The 17,105-nt window shown below is 62.7% G+C and carries 19 protein-coding genes; 3 read left to right on the top strand and 16 right to left on the bottom strand.

Going from position 1 to position 17,105, the window contains the following annotated elements; genetic code table 11:
* Nucleotides 1–40 precede the first annotated feature (40 nt).
* From flgJ to flgB, 9 genes are read right to left on the bottom strand one after another with little or no spacing between them, the layout of a single operon-like run.
* Nucleotides 41–1,000 (bottom strand): flagellar assembly peptidoglycan hydrolase FlgJ, encoded by a 960-nt coding sequence (gene flgJ, locus Q1L59_RS08765; protein WP_300330994.1) that lies wholly within the window; start codon nt 998–1,000, stop codon nt 41–43.
* 35 nt (nt 1,001–1,035) lie between these two features.
* The gene (locus Q1L59_RS08760) at nt 1,036–2,169 is read right to left on the bottom strand and encodes a flagellar basal body P-ring protein FlgI (protein WP_300330991.1); all 1,134 of its coding nucleotides are present in this window, start codon (nt 2,167–2,169) and stop codon (nt 1,036–1,038) included.
* Between the two features lie 15 nt (nt 2,170–2,184).
* A complete protein-coding gene (locus Q1L59_RS08755; protein ID WP_300330988.1) occupies nt 2,185–2,874 on the bottom strand; it encodes a flagellar basal body L-ring protein FlgH in 690 nt (229 codons plus the stop codon).
* 8 nt (nt 2,875–2,882) lie between these two features.
* Nucleotides 2,883–3,665, bottom strand: coding sequence for a flagellar basal-body rod protein FlgG (flgG, locus tag Q1L59_RS08750; RefSeq protein ID WP_300330985.1), 783 nt, complete (start codon nt 3,663–3,665; stop codon nt 2,883–2,885).
* 14 nt (nt 3,666–3,679) lie between these two features.
* The gene (locus Q1L59_RS08745) at nt 3,680–4,429 is read right to left on the bottom strand and encodes a flagellar basal body rod protein FlgF (RefSeq protein ID WP_300330982.1); all 750 of its coding nucleotides are present in this window, start codon (nt 4,427–4,429) and stop codon (nt 3,680–3,682) included.
* A gap of 34 nt (nt 4,430–4,463) precedes the next feature.
* On the bottom strand, nt 4,464–5,714 hold the full coding sequence (gene flgE / locus Q1L59_RS08740) for a flagellar hook protein FlgE (protein WP_300330980.1): 1,251 nt from the start codon (nt 5,712–5,714) through the stop codon (nt 4,464–4,466).
* Between the two features lie 15 nt (nt 5,715–5,729).
* A complete protein-coding gene (locus Q1L59_RS08735) occupies nt 5,730–6,416 on the bottom strand; it encodes a flagellar hook assembly protein FlgD (protein WP_300330977.1) in 687 nt (228 codons plus the stop codon).
* A 27-nt stretch (nt 6,417–6,443) separates the two neighbouring features.
* The gene (gene flgC / locus Q1L59_RS08730) at nt 6,444–6,848 is read right to left on the bottom strand and encodes a flagellar basal body rod protein FlgC (protein ID WP_300330974.1); all 405 of its coding nucleotides are present in this window, start codon (nt 6,846–6,848) and stop codon (nt 6,444–6,446) included.
* A gap of 2 nt (nt 6,849–6,850) precedes the next feature.
* Nucleotides 6,851–7,255, bottom strand: a complete 405-nt coding sequence (gene flgB, locus Q1L59_RS08725) for a flagellar basal body rod protein FlgB (RefSeq protein WP_300330971.1) — start codon at nt 7,253–7,255, stop codon at nt 6,851–6,853.
* A gap of 219 nt (nt 7,256–7,474) precedes the next feature.
* Between flgB and flgA the strand changes: the two genes are divergently transcribed.
* The 3 genes from flgA to Q1L59_RS08710 all read left to right on the top strand — a co-directional run bounded on the left by flgA (nt 7,475) and on the right by Q1L59_RS08710 (nt 9,056).
* Entirely contained in the window at nt 7,475–8,194 is a 720-nt protein-coding gene (gene flgA, locus Q1L59_RS08720) for a flagellar basal body P-ring formation chaperone FlgA (protein ID WP_300330968.1), read from the top strand.
* 91 nt (nt 8,195–8,285) lie between these two features.
* Entirely contained in the window at nt 8,286–8,567 is a 282-nt protein-coding gene (flgM, locus tag Q1L59_RS08715) for a flagellar biosynthesis anti-sigma factor FlgM (protein WP_300330965.1), read from the top strand.
* 21 nt (nt 8,568–8,588) lie between these two features.
* Nucleotides 8,589–9,056 carry a flagella synthesis protein FlgN gene (locus Q1L59_RS08710; protein ID WP_300330963.1) on the top strand — a complete coding sequence of 156 codons (468 nt, stop codon included), beginning with the start codon at nt 8,589–8,591 and terminating at the stop codon, nt 9,054–9,056.
* A gap of 8 nt (nt 9,057–9,064) precedes the next feature.
* Here Q1L59_RS08710 and motD read toward each other — a convergent pair whose 3' ends face one another.
* Genes motD through flhB form a run of 7 tightly spaced genes read right to left on the bottom strand, consistent with a single transcriptional unit; the run spans nt 9,065 to nt 16,858 of the window.
* Nucleotides 9,065–9,889, bottom strand: coding sequence for a flagellar motor protein MotD (gene motD / locus Q1L59_RS08705; protein WP_300330958.1), 825 nt, complete (start codon nt 9,887–9,889; stop codon nt 9,065–9,067).
* Between the two features lie 3 nt (nt 9,890–9,892).
* Entirely contained in the window at nt 9,893–10,633 is a 741-nt protein-coding gene (locus Q1L59_RS08700; protein ID WP_300330956.1) for a flagellar motor protein, read from the bottom strand.
* The gene (locus Q1L59_RS08695; protein WP_300330953.1) at nt 10,626–11,366 is read right to left on the bottom strand and encodes an RNA polymerase sigma factor FliA; all 741 of its coding nucleotides are present in this window, start codon (nt 11,364–11,366) and stop codon (nt 10,626–10,628) included. The genes Q1L59_RS08700 and Q1L59_RS08695 overlap by 8 nt, the downstream gene beginning before the upstream one ends.
* A 19-nt stretch (nt 11,367–11,385) precedes the next feature.
* Nucleotides 11,386–12,273, bottom strand: a complete 888-nt coding sequence (locus tag Q1L59_RS08690) for an AAA family ATPase (RefSeq protein WP_300330950.1) — start codon at nt 12,271–12,273, stop codon at nt 11,386–11,388.
* The gene (flhF, locus tag Q1L59_RS08685; RefSeq protein WP_300330947.1) at nt 12,266–13,642 is read right to left on the bottom strand and encodes a flagellar biosynthesis protein FlhF; all 1,377 of its coding nucleotides are present in this window, start codon (nt 13,640–13,642) and stop codon (nt 12,266–12,268) included. Before flhF ends, Q1L59_RS08690 begins: the two co-directional genes overlap by 8 nt.
* On the bottom strand, nt 13,639–15,726 hold the full coding sequence (gene flhA / locus Q1L59_RS08680) for a flagellar biosynthesis protein FlhA (RefSeq protein WP_300330944.1): 2,088 nt from the start codon (nt 15,724–15,726) through the stop codon (nt 13,639–13,641). The genes flhF and flhA overlap by 4 nt, the downstream gene beginning before the upstream one ends.
* Complete coding sequence (flhB, locus tag Q1L59_RS08675; RefSeq protein ID WP_300330942.1) at nt 15,719–16,858, bottom strand: flagellar biosynthesis protein FlhB; 1,140 nt, start codon at nt 16,856–16,858, stop codon at nt 15,719–15,721. The genes flhA and flhB overlap by 8 nt, the downstream gene beginning before the upstream one ends.
* Nucleotides 16,859–17,105: the final 247 nt, after the last annotated feature.

The raw sequence follows: 17,105 nt of genomic DNA, 5'->3' as shown, positions 1-17,105 counted from the left end.
TCGGGGACTTTAGCCGAGCACTCGCTAAGCGCCTCTTTCGTCAGGCCGCCAGGGCTTCGCGCAGGGTTGCCCCGCCGATGATACGCGCCAGCTTGTCGGCGTACTGCGGATCGGTGGCGTAGCCCGCCTGCTGCAGCGAGCGGGCAAACTGAACGCCATCCTGCTGGCCAATCACCGCGGCAAAGCGCGGTCTGCTGCGCAGGACTTCGGCGTAATCGCGAAATGCTTCGGCGTACGACTCGTAGGCGCGAAAGCGCGCGCGCGTCGAGCGCGCTGCGCCATCGACGAATTCGGTCGTCTGCACTTCGGTCGTCGCGCCCGTCCAGCGTTGCCCGGCCTTGATGCCGAACAGGTTGTAGCTGGGCGAACCGTCGGAAGCCCTGATTTCGTTCTTTCCCCAACCGGATTCAAGTGCTGCCTGGGCAACCAGGAAGCGGGCCGGAATGCCGGTGGCCGCCGCCGCTTCGACCGCGTGCGGCCAGACGCGGTTTACGAAATCGCGCGCGCGGCCAGACGACGTGCCGGCACCACCGGTACTGCTCGCGGTTGCGCTCGTCGCAGCGACCTGCCCCGAGCGCTGACGCGCCTCGCTGATCACGGGTGCGCGCGAGGCGCTAGTCGCTGCCTGCGCCGCGAACAGTGATTGCTGCACGGCGTCGAATGAGCCAGCACCACCCGCCGACCCGTTGACGCGCGCCGAGCGCGCCATCTGCTGCGCCAGCATCGCGGCCAGACCGGTCGGCGCCTGCGTGGCAAGATCGAGCGCCAGTTGCTGGTCGACGATGGCGGTGAAAAAACGACTTTCGTCGCTGTTGGTCATCCCGTCAGCCGGTGTCGCCTCGCGCATGCTCTTCAGCATCATCTGCAACAACATTCCCTCGAACTGTCGCGCGGCCTGCTGTCCCCCCGCTTTTGGATCCTGGCGCAAGCGGTTGCGCAGCCCGGCCGCTGCCGACGGATCGAACACCAGGCGGTTGCTCAGATAGTCATTTGCCTTCATTCACGTCCCCCTCACGAAGATTCAGGGCAAGCGTCTCAGATGATCTCGAGCTCGGCGCGCAGTGCACCAGCGGCTTTCATCGACTGCAGGATGGACAACAGATCGAGCGGCCCGGCGCCCAGCGCATTGACCGCCTTGACCACTTCGGCCAGATTGACGCCCGCCTTCAGGTGGAGCAGCGAACCCCCGCTTTGCCGGACGTCGATGTCGCTCTGCGTGGTGGCGACAGTCTGACCGCCAGCCAGCGCGTTCGGCTGGCTGACCTTCTGTTCGCTGTTGATGACCACCGACAAGTTACCGTGCGCCACCGCACACGAGTCGATGGTCACCGTCTGATTCATCACCACCGAACCCGTGCGCGGGTTGATGATCACTCGTGCCGCACCCTTCGCCGGGCGCACTTCCAGGCTCTCGACGCGACCGAGAAAGGCAACCCGGCTGTTGGCTTCCTGCGGCGCAGAAACGCGAATCAACCGGCCGTCTACCGCCTCCGCCGTTCCCGGTCCGATTTCACGATTGATCACCTCGACCACCTTCTGCGTCGTCGCGAAATCCGTGGTGCCCATTTCATAATGGACGAAAGACCCCTGCCCCAAAGCCGTCGGCACCTCGCGTTCGACAGTTGCGCCGCCGGCGATGCGGCCGGCGAGCAAATGGTTGACGGTCACCTTGCTGCCACCGGAAGCTGCACCGGCTCCGCCAACCAGAAGGTTTCCCTGTGCCTGCGCGTAAATCTGCCCGTCGGCGCCTTTCAGCGGCGTCATGACGAGTGTCCCGCCGCGCAGACTCTTGGCGTTGCCCATCGAGGAAACGGTCACGTCGATCTGTTGCCCGATACGCGCGAAGGGCGGCAGCATCGCCGTCACCATGACAGCAGCAACGTTCTTGAGCTGTAGCGACTGCGTCGTCGGCAGCGTCGTGCCAAGCTGCGCCAACATGTTGATGATGCTCTGCGTGGTAAACGGGGTCTGGGTCGTCTGGTCGCCGCTGCCGTCCAGGCCGACGACCAGGCCATAGCCGACGAGCTGGTTGTTGCGCACGCCTTGCAAGGAAGCCAGATCCTTGATCCGCTCCGCCGTCGCCGATACGCTCAGCAGCGCCAGGAGCAAGCTGGTCAGCAGCTTGGTCCACAGCGGCACGCGGTTTTCCCCGAGCTTGATGTCGAACATCGATTCCCGTCCTCGTCAGAATGGAAGAACCGAAAGGAAGAAGCGTGCCAGCCAGCCCATGACCTGCGCTTCGCTGATCGCACCGCTTTCCTTGTACTCGATGCGGGCGTCCGCTACCTGCGACGAGGCAATCGTGTTGGCCGCGTTGACGAAATACGGATTGACGATTCCCGACAGGCGGATGTATTCCTGACCGTGTCCTATGGCAACTTGCTTCTCTCCGGAAACGAGCAGGTTGCCGTTCGCCAGAACCTCGATCACGGTAACCGTGATTGTTCCCGTGAAAACGTTGTTCGCCGCCGCTTCGCCCTTGCCGTTGGCACTGTTGCTGCTGTTGGCCGTCAACTGCATCCCCTGAAACGACTTTCCGGGCAAACCGACGATGGGTCCGGCGGCCGCGCTGATACTGCCCGTCTTGGCAAGGCTGGCATTCGACTTCGTCGCCGCCGAAGTGTTCTCGGTGATCGTCACCGTAATCGTATCGCCGACATAGCGCGCGCGGCGATCTTCGAAAAGGGTACGCGAAGTCCCCGCCTGGTAGATGCTGCCGGTCGCTGCCAGGTTGGCGACGAACTGGTCCGAGCGCTGCTGCGGGCGCGCCGTCATTGGCTGGTGAACGTTGGTCGGCGGCACGCTGGCGCACGCAGCGAGGCCAAGCGCCAAGCAACAGATCGACCAGCGTCGCGCCGCCAAGCAGGTGCTCATCCTCGGACCTATAGCTGCGTCAGTCGTCCAAGCATCTGGTCCGAAGTGGACACGACCTTGGAGTTGAGCTCGTAAGCTCGTTGCGTCTGGATCATCATGACCAGTTCCTGCGCCACATTGACGTTCGAAGCCTCGACGTAGTTCTGCAGAACAATTCCCGAACCGTTGGTTCCGGGTGTGTTTGGCGTCGGCGTGCCGCTCGAAGCCGTTTCGAGATAGAGGTTCTCGCCCATGCTTTGCAAGCCGCCGTTGTTGATGAAGGTGGCGACCTGGATGGTACCGATCTGCACTGCCGCTGCCGAACCCGGCTGGGTAATGTTTACCACGCCGTCGGTCCCGATCGTCAGCGTCAGAGCATTCGCTGGGATCGTGATCGCCGGCTGCAAGACATAGCCATTCGCAGTGACGATCTGCCCCTGGCTGTCGCGTTGAAACGAACCGTCACGCGTATAGGCGGTCGTCCCGTCCGGCAGCAACACCTGAAAGAAACCCGCGCCGTTGATCGCCAAGTCGAGACCGTTCCCGGTCTGCTGCGGCGAACCCTGCGTGAAGATGCGCCCGGTCGATACCGGCGTCGCGCCCAGGCCGATCTGCAGACCGTCAGGAATCTGCGTCGTTTGCGACGACTGCGCGCCTGGCTGGCGCAAGGTCTGGTAGATCAGGTCGGCAAAGATGCCGCGAGCCTGTTTGAAGCCGTTCGTACTGACGTTCGCCAGATTGTTGGCGATGATGTCGATTTGCACCTGCTGCGCATTCAGGCCGGTGCTGGCGGTCCACAGCGAGCGAATCATTCGTGTTCGTCCTCTTAGCGGTTCATCGTCAGGAGCTGCGTCGCCGCACGCGCGTTCGCGTCGGCGGTTTGCAGCATCTTGATCTGCATTTCGAACTGACGTGCCAGGCTGATCATCCTGACCATCGAGTCGACGGTATTCGTGTTGCTACCCTCGAGCGTTTCCGGCGCGAGTCTGACCGCCTCGTCGACTGGCGCCTCGTCGCCGTTACGCGTGCGGAAGAGCCCGTCATCGCTGCGCACAAGATCGTTTAGCGGTGGATTGACCAGTTTGATCCGGCCCACCACGGTGGCTGTGTTGAGTGCCCCGGCGCCACGGCGCGGAATCGCTGAAACCGTTCCATCAGCGGCAATCGCGATTGTATTGTCGGGCGGCAAGGTGATCGGGCCACCTTCGCCGAGGACATTGAAACCGCTGCTGGTCTGCAGCAGACCGTTGGCGTCGGTGGAAAGATTGCCGGCGCGCGTGTAAGCTTCGCGCCCATTCACACCCTCGACGGCCAGCCAGCCCGCGCCCTGGACGGCGATGTCGAGCGGCCGGCCGGTAGCGATCATCGGTCCGGGCTCGAAGACGTTGGCAACCGATGCGTCGACGGCAAATGCGCGGGTAGGCGCGCCCGGCCCAACGATCGGAACAGCGCGAAAGCGATGCTCCATCGCGCGGTAGCCGGTGGACGTGGCGTTGGCCAGATTCTGGGCAACCCCTGCCTGTTGCAGGAAAGCCTGCTTGGCACCACTCATCGCGGTGTAGATCAGACGGTCCATTCGCCGCTCTTCCTGTCCGCTGCGTCCTCAGCCCTCAGCGCAGATTCACCAGCGTCTGCATGATCTGATCCTGCGTCTTGATCGTCTGCGCGTTGGCCTGATAGTTGCGCTGCGCGGTAATCATGTCGACCAGTTGGCGCGTCAGGTCCACGTTGGAGTCCTCGACTGCCGCCGACTGAACGACGCCGCGACTACCGGAAGCCGGCGCCCCGACCAGTTCGGGGCCGGAGACCGAGGTGGGATTCCACTGATTGTTGCCCAGGTTGAGCAGCCCGTTTGGATCGGCAAAGGTGGCCAACACAATCTGCCCCATGTTGCGCGTCTGACCATTGCTGTAGCGTCCCTGAACGACGCCATCCTTGCCCACGCCAATGCCAACCAGACTCCCGGCAGCGTACCCCCCCTGCGTCAAGCGATCGACGCTCGACTCACTGCCATACTGGGTTGATCCGGTGAAATCGATTGTCCCAGGTGACCACGGGGTCACTGCGCCACTCGTCAGCGACCAGGAAGGAAGGACCTTCTGCGCCGAAGCCGTACTCAAGGCACCAGCGGTATCAAAGATCAGATTCCCCGGAAGCTGTTGCGGATTGGCGCCGTCCAGCGTCGCATATACAGTCCACTCGCCACCGTCGGGCGCAGTCGGTGTATTCAGCACGTAATAGGTCGTCAAGTTGTGCGCCACACCCAGCGTGTCGAAGACGTTGAGCGCGGTTGAGAAGTTGTACGTGTCGGGATTGTTGTAGTTGAATGGCGACAGCGCCGGCACGACCTCGCGCGAGTCCAGGTTGATCACCGCGGCAAGGTTGCCAGAGAGTGAATCGCTGGTTGCCCGCGGCGCAATCTGGCTCGCCGAAAGCTGCAGTTCGATCGGATTCGACGGCGAGATCAACCCGTTGACACCAGCCGGATAGCCCGTCAAGCGAAGGTTTTGATCGTTGATGATGTAGCCTTCCTTGTCCAGATGGAACTGGCCGTTGCGCGTATAGGTGATCGCACCGGCGTTGCTCATGCGGAAGAAGCCACCGCCATTCAGCGCCAGGTCGAGCGGATTGTTGGTCGTCGTCAGGTTGCCTTGCGTGAACTGTTGCTGAATCGCCGAAACCCCGACACCAATGCCCACCTGCGAAGCGCCAACGATACCCAGCGATGCCGCATAGACGTCGGAAAAGTTGGCTCGCGCACCTTTGAACCCGACGGTGCTCGAGTTCGCCACGTTGTTACCGATCACATCGAGCGCCGATGCTGCCGCGCCGAGACCGCTCAAACCCTGCTGAAAGCTCATGCCAATCCCCTACCTCTAAAAGACCTGCTGCACCTGGTCGAAGTTGACTCGGCCAAGCCCGCCAAGATCAAGCTGGAAACTGCCGCTCTTGTCTCGGATCAAAGCAGAAACCGTACCAAGCTGAAGCGCAGTCGCCTCGACCTTCTCACCGGCGCGCTCTGCGACCACCGTGAAGCGGTAGTTTCCCGGGGGGGCGACCGCCCCGGTATCGGTCCTGCCATCCCAGACGAAGCTGAAGCTGCCGGCCTCGTGCGCGCCGAGCACCTGAGTCTGTACGGACCGGCCGGCAGCATCAAGAACGGTCAGCACGACGCGGTCGGCCGGCCCAGCCAGATTCACCCCACCGCGCGCCTCACTGCCGGCCAGGACAAGCCCCGAACCGCCGACCAGAACGTCCTTTCCGATCAAGGCGGCCGCCTGCATTGCCTGGCTCTCGCCATAGGCTCCGAGCAGGGTCTCCAACGTCGCATTCAGCCGCTCGATTCCGGCGACCGTGTTGATTTGCGAGATTTGCGTCGTCACCGCGGCGTTATCGAGCGGGTTGAGCGGGTCCTGATTCTTCAGTTGCGTGATCAGCAACTGAAGAAAGCGGTCCTGCACGGCTGCGCTGGTCGAGCCGCCCGCGCTGCTCGCCGCCGTTGCCTGCGCGTTGAGCGCAGCAAAAATGTCACTCGCTGAGTTGCTAGCCTGTACGCTCGCCATTCCATTCTCCGATCAGATTGCGGGCCTTCACTGGCCGAGCGCCAGCGTTTTGAGGAGGAGCTGCTTGGCGGTGTTCATCACTTCCGCGTTGGTCTGGTAGGAACGTGCCGCCGAGATCATGTTGGTCATCTCCTCGACCACGCTGACGTTCGGCATCGTGACATAGCCGCGTTCGTCGGCAGCCGGATTGCGCGGATCATAGACCAGTCGTCCAGGAGTGCTGTCCTCGACGACCTGCTGCACCCGAACTCCCTGTGCAGCGCTACTGCCCATCGGGCTGGCAGCGAACACCACCTGCTTCGCGCGATAGGGCTTGCCGTTCGCAGTGACGACGCTGTCTACATTGGCCAGGTTGCTGGCTACTGCGTTAAGACGCATCGACTGTGCGGTCAAGGCGCTGCCGGCAACATGAAAGGTCGCGAACATGCTCATGCCTATTGCCCTTGCAGCGCGCTGGTCAGGGTACGCAACTGACCACTGAGAAAGGTGAGACCGGCTTCATAGAAGATCGAGTTCTCGGCGAGCTGGGCACGCTCTACATCCATTTCGACGGTATTGCCGTCGGCGCTCGCCTGTGCCGGCTGGCGGTAGAGCATCGGTGTCAGCGCTGCGTCCACGTTTCCCGCCAGATGCCTGGGTGAGGTTGTCAGCAGACGCACGCTGTCAACACCACGGACGCTTAACGCCCGCTGCAGCGCACCCGCAAAAGCGAAGTCACGCGCTTTATAGTGCGGCGTGTCGGCGTTTGCAATGTTGCTTGCCAGCACCTGCTGGCGCGCAGCACGCAGGGTCAGCGCCTGCTCCTGAAAGAAAAGCGCTCGGTCGAGTTTGCTCAGCATGGCGGCCTCCGCTGCAGTGTTTCTGGCCAACATTGACGCAAACTCCGTACCAGGTCCGCAGACGACTGACCACAGCCGACGACCACCACGGTGCAGCAGCCGCGCCTACCCGAGATTGCCGCGTTGCCGGCAAGAATTGCCGCCAACCGCAGTCCTCTTGCCGGTGAAGCGAGCCGACGAATCTGCTCCACCCGGCTGAGAATCGGGCAGAATGGAGGCATGTGTATCTCATTGCCGCGCGCTCCGCACCGAGACGCTTGCCGTTTTCTGCTTGGTCTTGTGTTTGGCCTTGTGCTCGCCTTTTCTGCCGACAAGGTGTCGGCGCAGGCGTCCTTGTCGACGGCTGTCGAGCAATTTCTGGGGGCCAACACAAGAGGCTTACCCGGCGTAGTCACTTACAGCTTCGGGCCACTCGACCGGCATGCGCAGCAGGCGACCTGCAGCGCTTTCGAACCCTTTCTGCCGCCAGGAAATCGTCTGTGGGGCCGCAGCAGCATCGGCGTTCGGTGCCTCGGCCCAACACCCTGGAGTATCTACGTCCCGGTTCAGGTCAGGATCTCCGGCAAGCACCTGAGCGCGGCGCGTCAACTCGCCGCCGGCGAGGTCATCACTGAATCCGATGTTCGCCTGCTCGACGGCGACCTCGGAGCCTTGCCCGCCACCGTCCTGACCGAACCGCGACAGGCCATTGGCAAGGCGCTGCGCAATGGTCTGGCCGCCGGCCAGGCGCTGCGCAGCGACGCACTGATCGCGCCCTGGGCTGTCCAACTCGGGCAGAGCGTGAAACTGCTGACCAGTGGTCCGGGTTTTACCGTTAGCAATGAGGGAAAGGCACTCAACAACGCGGCCGACGGCCAGCTCACCCAGGTCAGGACAAGTTCCGGCCAGATCGTCAGCGGGATCGCGCGCAACGGCGGTATTGTCGAAGTAAGATATTGACAGCGTTCCCGTATTCTGCCGAAATCAGGTTAAAGTTCGGTCCCGGGCCGCCGATAAAGACATTGAACACAAACTTTCTAGGGGCAAGAGCGTGAAAATTGACCGCACAACAAGCAGCGCGAGCATCATCAGCGAGACGCGCAACCGAACAGGCGGAACCCGGCCGGCCGACGGCGCCGCGAGCGAGGTTCATCTGAGTGGACTGGCAGCCCAGTTGCAATCGTCGGCTGAAACGCCGTCGTTTGACGTCACACGAGTGGGCGAAATCAAGGAAGCCATCGCCGATGGTCGCTTCACGATCAATGCGTCGGCGGTTGCCGACCGCCTGATCGTCTCGGCAACCGAATTGATCTCGACGCAAAGGCGTGCCTGATCGTCATTCTGCCGCTACCCCGTGACAACGATCGACCTGCGGCGAACGCTGGATGACGAGTGCCTCGCGATAGAGCGCTTCGTTGCGCTGCTGCGAACCGAGCGTGAACTGCTCGTCCAGGGAGAGGTTGACCAGATGAGCGACCTGCTGCAGGACAAGGGTCGGCTGAGCAACCAACTTGCCCAACTCGCCGAGCAACGCAGCCGCCTGCTGGCGGCCGACGGCCGCATGCCGGATCGGCAAGGCATGGCCGCATGGTTTGCCGCACACCCCGCAGAGACAAAAGCCTGTGCCGCGTGGACCCGCCTGCGCTCGCTTACCGAAGAAGCGCGCGATCTGAACCAGATGAACGGTGAACTGATCCGCCTGCATCTGCAGCACACCGCCGAGGCGCTGAGCATCCTCGGTGCCGGAGCACCGCCAGGCCTCTACGGCCCGGACGGACAGAGCACATCGTCGGCCAGAGGCCGCATCGCTGATCGAGCCTGAAACCCCTTCTACCGCGGAATCACCGCCGATGGGCCGCCTGCGCTGCGCGGCGCCGGCGATGGCGGGCTGCGCTCGGGAAAATCGAGTTCCGTTCCCTTCTCCGGGATCGTCGAGTCGATCAGGATCGTCACCCGCCGGTTGCGCGCCCGACCATCGGGCAGGAGATTCGGCTCGACCGGCCGCGTGTCGGCATAACCAATCGCCGTCAGCCGCTCAGCAGCGATGCCGGCATCGGCGAACAGCCGCAACACCGTCGTCGCGCGTACTGCCGACAGCTCCCAGTTGGACGGAAACTGCGCGTTCTTGATCGGCACGTTATCCGTATGGCCCTCGATGGTGATTGGAAACTCGGCCGACACCAGCACCTCGGCAATCGACTGCATAGCCCGCGCCAACTGTACCTGGATTTGCGCCTGGCCAGGCGAGAACAGAATGCTGTCGTTGATCTCGATGCTCACCCCGCGGCTGGTTTCGAGCACCCGAACCTTTCCCTGCTCGACCAGCGGCGCCATCACTTCCATGATCTCCTTGGCAATGTTGCGCATTTTCTCGCGCTGCTTCTGGCGCGCTACTTCCTGCGGTTTGGCCGTCAACACACCCGATTTCGGCACCGGCGGCGACAGCATGGTTGGCACCTGCCCGCTTGCCTGGACCGGAAGATTGCGAAAGGCGCTGACCATGGAATCGCTGAGAATGCGGTACTTGCCCTCGTTGACGGACGAAAGAGCGTACATCACGACGAAGAAGGCAAAGAGCAAGGTAATGAAATCAGCGTACGAGACAAGCCAGCGCTCGTGGTTGTCGTGTTCGTCGTCAATTCTGCGCCGGGCCATCGCTTAAAAAAGGTAGCCCCGCAGTCGGCTTTCGATGATGCGCGGGTTATCACCGTTGGCGATCCCGACCAGACCATCGACGATCATCTCGCGCTGTACGATCAGGCGACTGATGTGCGTCTTCAGCTTGTTGGCCATGGGCAGGTAGACCAGGTTGGCAAGTCCGACGCCGTAGATCGTCGCGACGAAGGCGACCGCGATCCCTGCCCCCAGCTTCGACGGATCGGAAAGATTCTCCATCACGTGAATCAGACCCATGACCGCGCCAAGGATGCCGATCGTCGGCGAGTAACCGCCCGCCGCCTCCCAGATGCGCGCCGAGAGCTTCATCTCCTGCTCGTAGGTGCTGATCTCGACCTCGAGTACTTCGCGCAAGCGCTCGGGCTCGGCGCCATCAACCAGCAGTTGCAGGCCCTTGCGCGCGAAGTCGTCCTTCAGACTCTGGACCACAGCATCGAGAGCGAGCAGGCCTTCCCGGCGCGACACCTGGCTCCAGTTCGAGATTTGCTGGATCAACTGCTGATAGTTGACCACCGGTGGATACCACACCCACTTCGCCATTCGCATGCCGCGCATGAAGGTCGCGTAAGGGCTCTGCAGCATGACCGCACCCAAGGTGCCACCAACGACGATCAGCATCGCCGTCGGCTGCGACAGTGACCCGACGTGCCCACCTTCGAGAATCTGCCCGCCGACAATCGCCAAAATCCCGGTCAGCAGACCGAGGGCGCTGATCCTATCCACGCCCTCGGCCCTTCTTCTTCTCGCCGCTGGCGAACAAGCGGGCCCGCAAGCGCATTACCGCCTGACTGTGCAGCTGACAGACGCGCGACTCGGAAACGCCCATCACTTCGCCAATTTCGCGCAGATTGAGGTCTTGCTCATAGTAGAGGCCCATCATCAGTTTTTCGCGTTCCGGCAGACCCTCGATCGCCTGTACCAATGCCTGACGAAGGCTTTCGTCCTCAAACAGTTTCGACGGATCGGAACCTTCGTCGACCAGATGTCGATCGAGGAAGTCTTCACCATTTTCGGCCACCATGTCTTCCAGGTAGACCAACTGATGGCAGCGCGCATCCTGCAACATCTTTTGATACTCGCCGATAGGCATGCCGAGCGCATCCGCGAGTTCTTTCTCCGTCGGCGGACGGCCGTGCTCCTGCTCCAGATCCGCGATCGCCACCTCGATCCGCCGGCAATCCCGCCGCAAGCTGCGCGGGAGCCAGTCATTGTCGCGCAGTCCGTCGAGCATCGCACCGCGAATTCTCTGTGCCGCATAGGCCTCGAACTGTGCTCCCATGCCCGGCTCAAAACGACCCAGCGCGTCGAGCAAGCCGAGCATTCCATTCTGGATGAGATCATCCACCTGCACGCTGGCCGGCAGGCGAGCCATCAGGTGGCTGGCGATGCGCTTCACCAGTGGAGCGTAGCGCTCCACCAACTGATCCCGGCTGAGCTGACCAGCGGCGTTATACATACCCTTCCAGATCAGGAGATCAAGCGTAGATGGCGATGGGATCGATGCGTTGGCTCAAGTGCACCAATTGTTGCACAAAATCATCCATCCCGCCCGCCACCTCGTCGTCGTTCTGCCAATCGAGCAGCGATGCGGCGAGGCAGTGGGACGCCTTGGCTGCTGGAGCTTCGGGAAACAGTGCGGTCACCGGCTGGCAGAGTCGGGCAGCAAGCCGCAAGTGCTCGTCGTTTGGAACATGCCCGGCGTACTCGATCTGGGCAATCCGTCGGCTGTGCGTCAAGCGGGCCATGTTCGCATGAATCGCCTGCGCTTCGTCAGCCGTCCGAGCCTTGGTGACCAGGATACGAAACGAACGTCGCGCGTAGCCCAGACTGACTCGCTTGATGAGCGCATACGCCTCGGTGATCGACTGGCCGCTGGTCGACACGACGATGATCGTCTCACGCGTCGCCAGGCCGAGCGGCGAAAAACCGAGCGGATGGTCAAGCGAGGTATCGATCAGGACCACATCGGCCGCGGGCGTCATTGCCCGCAAGCAGTCAATCAGACGCTGCTGCTCACCCGCAGCAAGCCGCGCAAGCTGCCTGACCAGCAGCGCGGCCGGCAGGACGCGCACGCCTGGGGCAACGCCGACCAGCACATCGTCGATCGCCTTTTGGCCATCGATGGCCTGCAGCAGATCGCAACTTGCCTGCCGGCCAAAGTAGGCCAACAAATCGTCGCCCGAGTTCTCGTCGACCAGCAGAACCTCTTTACCGCGCCGAGCCAGACAGGTCGCCAGGTTGGCCAGCAGCGTGCTCCGCCCAACACCGACGCTGCCTGCAACGAAGCTGACGAACTGTACCGATCGACGCGCCGCGAAAAGTCGGCGCAGGCCAGCCGCCTGATCGCCGCGCCTTTCAGCCACCTCGGCCTCCTGCCGACACGGCCCAGGCACCCGAGCTGGCCATCAGCAAGCCAGGTTCGGTGCCGTCCAGATGATGCGGCGAGCCATCGGGCAGATCCTTGAACGCGCGATGCAGCAAGTACGAGCGATTGGGCAAGTGGAGGTCCTCTGGCACACGCTGGCCGTTCGAGACATAGAACATGCGCAGACGATGGCGGATGATCACGTCGAGCGACGAGGCAAGACCTGCTGCCTCATCCACTTTGGTCAGGATGCAACCCGCCAGACGCAAACCGGCATACGCCCTGACAACGTCGTCGAGCGTATCGCCCCGGCTGGTTGCCGAGAGCAGCAGCAGTGACTTGACGTCGGCCTGGGCAAACATCGCGACCTGCTCGCTGACCATGCGATCGCGCTGGCTCATGCCCATCGTGTCGATCAGCACCATGTGGGTGTGCTGCAAGTCGCTCAATGTCGCCCTGAGATCGTGTGCGTCGCGCGCAAGGTGCACCGGCACGCCGAGAATCCGGCCGTAAATGCGCAACTGCTCGTGGGCGCCGATGCGATAGCCGTCGGTCGTCACGAGAGCCAGTTTCCTCGCGCCATGGCGCAGGACGCAACGCGCGGCCAGCTTCGCGGTCGTCGTCGTCTTGCCAACTCCCGTCGGTCCGACCAGCGCATAGATGCCGCCCCGGTCGACCACATCGGTATCGCTGCCGATGGTCAACATGCACTGGTCGGCGCTCCCTTTCACCCAGGCCAGAGCACTGCCCGCCTCGAGCTCGCGCGGCAACCCGGCAAGCAGTTCGCGCGCGAACTGCGGCGAGAATCCAGCGTCGAGCATTTGGCGAAGCATTTCGGTTTTTACCGGCTCGGCGCGCGCCTGGTCGCCGTAGGCGAATCCCGCCAGGTGTTGCTCGACGATCCTGCGCAAGGCACGAATCTCGTCCATCACGGAGGCCGGCACAACATCCGCTTCCGCCCTGCCGACGCTGGCAGCTTCCGGCCGGGGACTGTCCGCCGGCAGCGGCCGGGCGGCGAGCATCGGCGCCCGCACCGGCGAACCAGGATGTGCGCTGTTGGGCGGCGACGCGGCGGAGCGTCCCAACGCGGGCGCTGCAGCGACCGACGCGTGTGTCGCTGCTTCAGACCCACCAGGTGCGACGACAGGCGGTTCAGGCCGACGCACCGGTGGTTCCGGCCGACGCACTGGCGTCGGGCGCTCAGGTGTCGCCACCATCATCTCCATGTCGCGCGCGGCGACCGCCATGATTTCGACACCTCCGGGAATCCCTCGATTGGACAGGATGATCGCGTCGGGTCCAAGCGTTTCTTTGACCTTGCGTAAAGCGTCACGCGCCGTCGCAGCGATAAATTTCCTGACGTTCATACCCTCCCCCCAATGATAGAGGTGACTTTGATTACTCGGTTCTCAGGCACTTCGCCATCGGCGAGAACCTTGAGCTGCGCCGCGCTGCGGCGCAGAAAGCGCGACAGCAGCGGACGCAAGGCGCCGGGTACGAGCAGCACCGGCGGCAATCCCGCCTCCTCCTGGCGCTGTGCGGCAAGAACCGACTCGCGCACCAGCGTGTCCGCCAGGCCAGGCTCGATGGCAGCAGTGTCGCCACCTCCGGCAAACGCCTGCAGAAGAATACGTTCCAGTTGTGGATCGAGGGCAATCACTTGCATCTCGCTGCTGCCTGGGAATATCTCCTGCACAATCGACCGCCCGAGCGCCAGGCGCACCTGCGCGGTCAGCACCTCCGCATCCTGCGAGCGTGGCGCGTGGTCAGCCAGCGTCTCGATGATCGTGCGCATATCGCGAATGGCAACCCCTTCGTCAAGCAAGTTGCGCAGAACCTTTTGCACGATACCCAGCGGCATCATCTTGGGCACCACGTCCTCGACCAGCTTCGGCATTTCCTTGGCCAGATGATCGAGCAGCGCCTGCGCTTCCTGCCGCCCGAGCAGCTCGGCGGCGTGCGAGAGAATCAGGTGGTTGAGATGGGTGGCGACTACCGTGCTGGCGTCTACCACCGTATAGCCGTAGGCCTGCGCCTGCTCGCGCAAAGCGCTGTCGATCCAGACCGCAGGCAGGCCGAAGGCGGGATCCTTGGTCGCCGTGCCCGGCACCTGTCCAGCGACCCGACCGGGATTGATCGCCAGCAAACTGCCCGGAAAGGCCTCACCATCGCCGATTTCGACTCCCTTGAGGAGGATCTTGTAGGCGTTCGGCTTCAACTCGAGATTGTCCCTGATATGCACCGGTGAAACCAAGAAACCAACCTCCTGGGCGAATTTCTTGCGAATTCCACGTATGCGTCGCAGCAGCTCGCCATCCTGCGACTTGTCGACCAGCGGAATCAGTCGATAGCCGACCTCCAGACCCAGCACATCAAGCAGCGTGACGTCGGCCCAGGTTGCTTCGTGCGTCTCGCGTGGCGCCACCGGCGGAGCAACGACCGGTAGCGGCTGAACGGCGCGCGAGCGCGCCTCGATCCGCCAGGCAACGGCGGCCGCAGCCGCGGCAATGAGCAGGAAGACGAGATTCGGCATGCCAGGAATCAGACCGAGAAAGCCGATGATCGCCGCGGTCAGATAAAGCAGTTTGGGGTTGTTGAACAACTGGCCAATGAACTGCTGCGACACATCTTCCTCGTCGCCAACGCGCGTCACGACCATGCCGGCGGCAATCGAGATGATCAGTGCCGGGATCTGTGCCACCAGACCGTCGCCTATGGTCAACAGCGTATAGGTTCTCGCCGCAGTCGCGACATCCAGATTGTGTTGCAGGACGCCGACAAAAAGGCCACCAATGACGTTGATCAGCATGATCAGAATACCGGCCACCGCGTCGCCGCGAACGAACTTGGAAGCGCCGTCCATCGAGCCGAAGAAGTCGGCTTCCTGGGCAATCGTCGCGCGCCGCTTGCGCGCCTCGTCCTCGCCGATCAAACCGGCGTTGAGGTCGGCGTCGATCGCCATCTGCTTGCCGGGCATGGCATCGAGCGTGAACCGCGCGGCCACCTCCGCAACCCGGCCGGCGCCCTTGGTAATGACGACGAAATTGATGATGACGAGAATCATGAAGACGACGAAACCAACGGCGTAGTTGCCACCGACAAGAAAATGCCCGAAAGCTTCGATGACGCGCCCTGCAGCACCCGGACCGGTATGTCCATCGAGGAGGACAACCCGCGTCGAGGCCACGTTGAGCGACAAACGCAGCAAGGTGGTGATCAGCAGGACGGTCGGAAAGACCGAAAAGTCGAGTGGCTTCATCACGCTCATCGCAACCAGCATGACGATCACCGAGATGGCGATGTTGAAGGTGAAGAACAGATCAAGCACCAGCGGTGGCAGCGGCAGCACCATCATGGCCAGGATCAGCAGGATCAACAGGGGCCCGGCCAATTGGCGCTGGCCAAACCGGACAAAGACACCCTGCAGAACGGCGCTCGTCGTACTAGCCATTCGCGGCCTCGCCGACCAGCGGCTCGGGGATGGCTATGGTTTGCGGCGGCAGCGGCCGATGGCCGCCCGTGCGCTGCCATTCGGCAAGTTGATAGACGTAGGCCAAGACCTCGGCAACGGCCGCATAGAGGGGCGTCGGAATTTCCTGGTCGATGTCCGAGTGGCGATGCAGCGCACGCGCCAGTGGCGGCGCCTCGACAATCGGCACGCCATGCTCGGCACCAATCTCGCGGATGCGCCCGGCGACCTGACCAGCCCCCTTGGCCAGCACGCGTGGCGCGCGCATGCCGCTCTTATAGGCGAGCGCGACGGCGTAGTGCGTCGGGTTGGTCACGATCACATCGGCCGACGGAACCGCGGCCATCATCCGCTTGCGCGCCGCTTCACGCTGCAACTGCCGGATGCGCCCCTTGATTTCCGGGTTGCCTTCGAGTTCCTTGCCTTCCTGCTTGACCTCCTGCCGGCTCATCTTCAGCTTATCGTGGTACTGCCAGATCTGGAACGGCACATCAACCGCGACGATGAGCAACATTGCCAAAACGATGACCAGGAAGCTGAAGGTGAGCAAGTGGCCGGCGCTCGGCAGACTGCTCTCGCTCGGCTGCGCAAACAGCGCCAGCAGTTCGCCGCGCTCGCTCCACAGAATCCAGGCGGCAACGCCTCCGACGATGAGCGCCTTGGCCACCGCCTTGATCAGTTCGGCCAAACCGCTGAACGAGATCAGCCTGCTCAAGCCCTGCAGGGGGTCGAGGCGGAAGAGGTCGGGTTGCAAGGCCTTCGGCGAGAAATTCCAGCGACCGACAAGGAATGGCGACAGAAGCGCGGCAAGAATCAAGGCAATCAGCAAGGGAGAAACGGTGAACAGTGCATCGGTCGACAGTTCGGCCAGTCGCATCAGCATCTGCTGTGGTTCGCGCGCAATACCCTCGTCGACCCGCAGTCCGCGGCGAAAAATGTCCGACACGCGCAGGACCAGCCAGGGACCGACAAGCCAAAACACCGCCGCGGCAACGAGCAGGACGAGAAACGCACCGACCTCGTGCGAACGCGGCACCTGACCCTCCTCGCGCGCTTGTTCGAGGCGTCGAGCCGATGCGGGTTCAGTTCTCTCGGAGTCGCTTTCCTCAGCCATGTCGAGTTCTCACCATACTCGCGGCTATTATAGGAAAAAACTATAAAAAATAGGAAGGTATGCTGCTTTATTTAGGTGGCTTCTCGTTTAGTGGCAGAAGAACAACACTCTTCGCTCGACGAACGAGAAAAGAGGGGGCAGAAGCCCCCTCGACGGCCGGTTTACCGGTTGGCGAATCAGTCGCACCAAGCCCATCGAGCGCGCAGCGGTGCGCGCTACACGTGCCGGCTGACGCCTCGCGACCAAA

The organism is Accumulibacter sp. (assembly GCF_029255125.1).
Lineage (GTDB): Bacteria > Pseudomonadota > Gammaproteobacteria > Burkholderiales > Rhodocyclaceae > Accumulibacter.
Note: the sequence above shows the minus strand (reverse complement) of the source record. Positions and strands in the feature narration are given on the sequence as shown.

What these genes read in the sequence shown, in the direction of transcription:
- flgJ (WP_300330994.1), bottom strand. Translation starts at nt 1,000, where the DNA reads ATGAAGGCAAATGACTATCTGAGCAACCGCCTGGTGTTCGATCCGTCG.
- Q1L59_RS08760 (WP_300330991.1), bottom strand. Translation starts at nt 2,169, where the DNA reads ATGTTCGACATCAAGCTCGGGGAAAACCGCGTGCCGCTGTGGACCAAG.
- Q1L59_RS08755 (WP_300330988.1), bottom strand. Translation starts at nt 2,874, where the DNA reads ATGAGCACCTGCTTGGCGGCGCGACGCTGGTCGATCTGTTGCTTGGCG.
- flgG (WP_300330985.1), bottom strand. Translation starts at nt 3,665, where the DNA reads ATGATTCGCTCGCTGTGGACCGCCAGCACCGGCCTGAATGCGCAGCAG.
- Q1L59_RS08745 (WP_300330982.1), bottom strand. Translation starts at nt 4,429, where the DNA reads ATGGACCGTCTGATCTACACCGCGATGAGTGGTGCCAAGCAGGCTTTC.
- flgE (WP_300330980.1), bottom strand. Translation starts at nt 5,714, where the DNA reads ATGAGCTTTCAGCAGGGTTTGAGCGGTCTCGGCGCGGCAGCATCGGCG.
- Q1L59_RS08735 (WP_300330977.1), bottom strand. Translation starts at nt 6,416, where the DNA reads ATGGCGAGCGTACAGGCTAGCAACTCAGCGAGTGACATTTTTGCTGCG.
- flgC (WP_300330974.1), bottom strand. Translation starts at nt 6,848, where the DNA reads ATGAGCATGTTCGCGACCTTTCATGTTGCCGGCAGCGCCTTGACCGCA.
- flgB (WP_300330971.1), bottom strand. Translation starts at nt 7,255, where the DNA reads ATGCTGAGCAAACTCGACCGAGCGCTTTTCTTTCAGGAGCAGGCGCTG.
- flgA (WP_300330968.1), top strand. Translation starts at nt 7,475, where the DNA reads ATGTGTATCTCATTGCCGCGCGCTCCGCACCGAGACGCTTGCCGTTTT.
- motD (WP_300330958.1), bottom strand. Translation starts at nt 9,889, where the DNA reads ATGGCCCGGCGCAGAATTGACGACGAACACGACAACCACGAGCGCTGG.
- Q1L59_RS08695 (WP_300330953.1), bottom strand. Translation starts at nt 11,366, where the DNA reads ATGTATAACGCCGCTGGTCAGCTCAGCCGGGATCAGTTGGTGGAGCGC.
- flhF (WP_300330947.1), bottom strand. Translation starts at nt 13,642, where the DNA reads ATGAACGTCAGGAAATTTATCGCTGCGACGGCGCGTGACGCTTTACGC.
- flhA (WP_300330944.1), bottom strand. Translation starts at nt 15,726, where the DNA reads ATGGCTAGTACGACGAGCGCCGTTCTGCAGGGTGTCTTTGTCCGGTTT.
- flhB (WP_300330942.1), bottom strand. Translation starts at nt 16,858, where the DNA reads ATGGCTGAGGAAAGCGACTCCGAGAGAACTGAACCCGCATCGGCTCGA.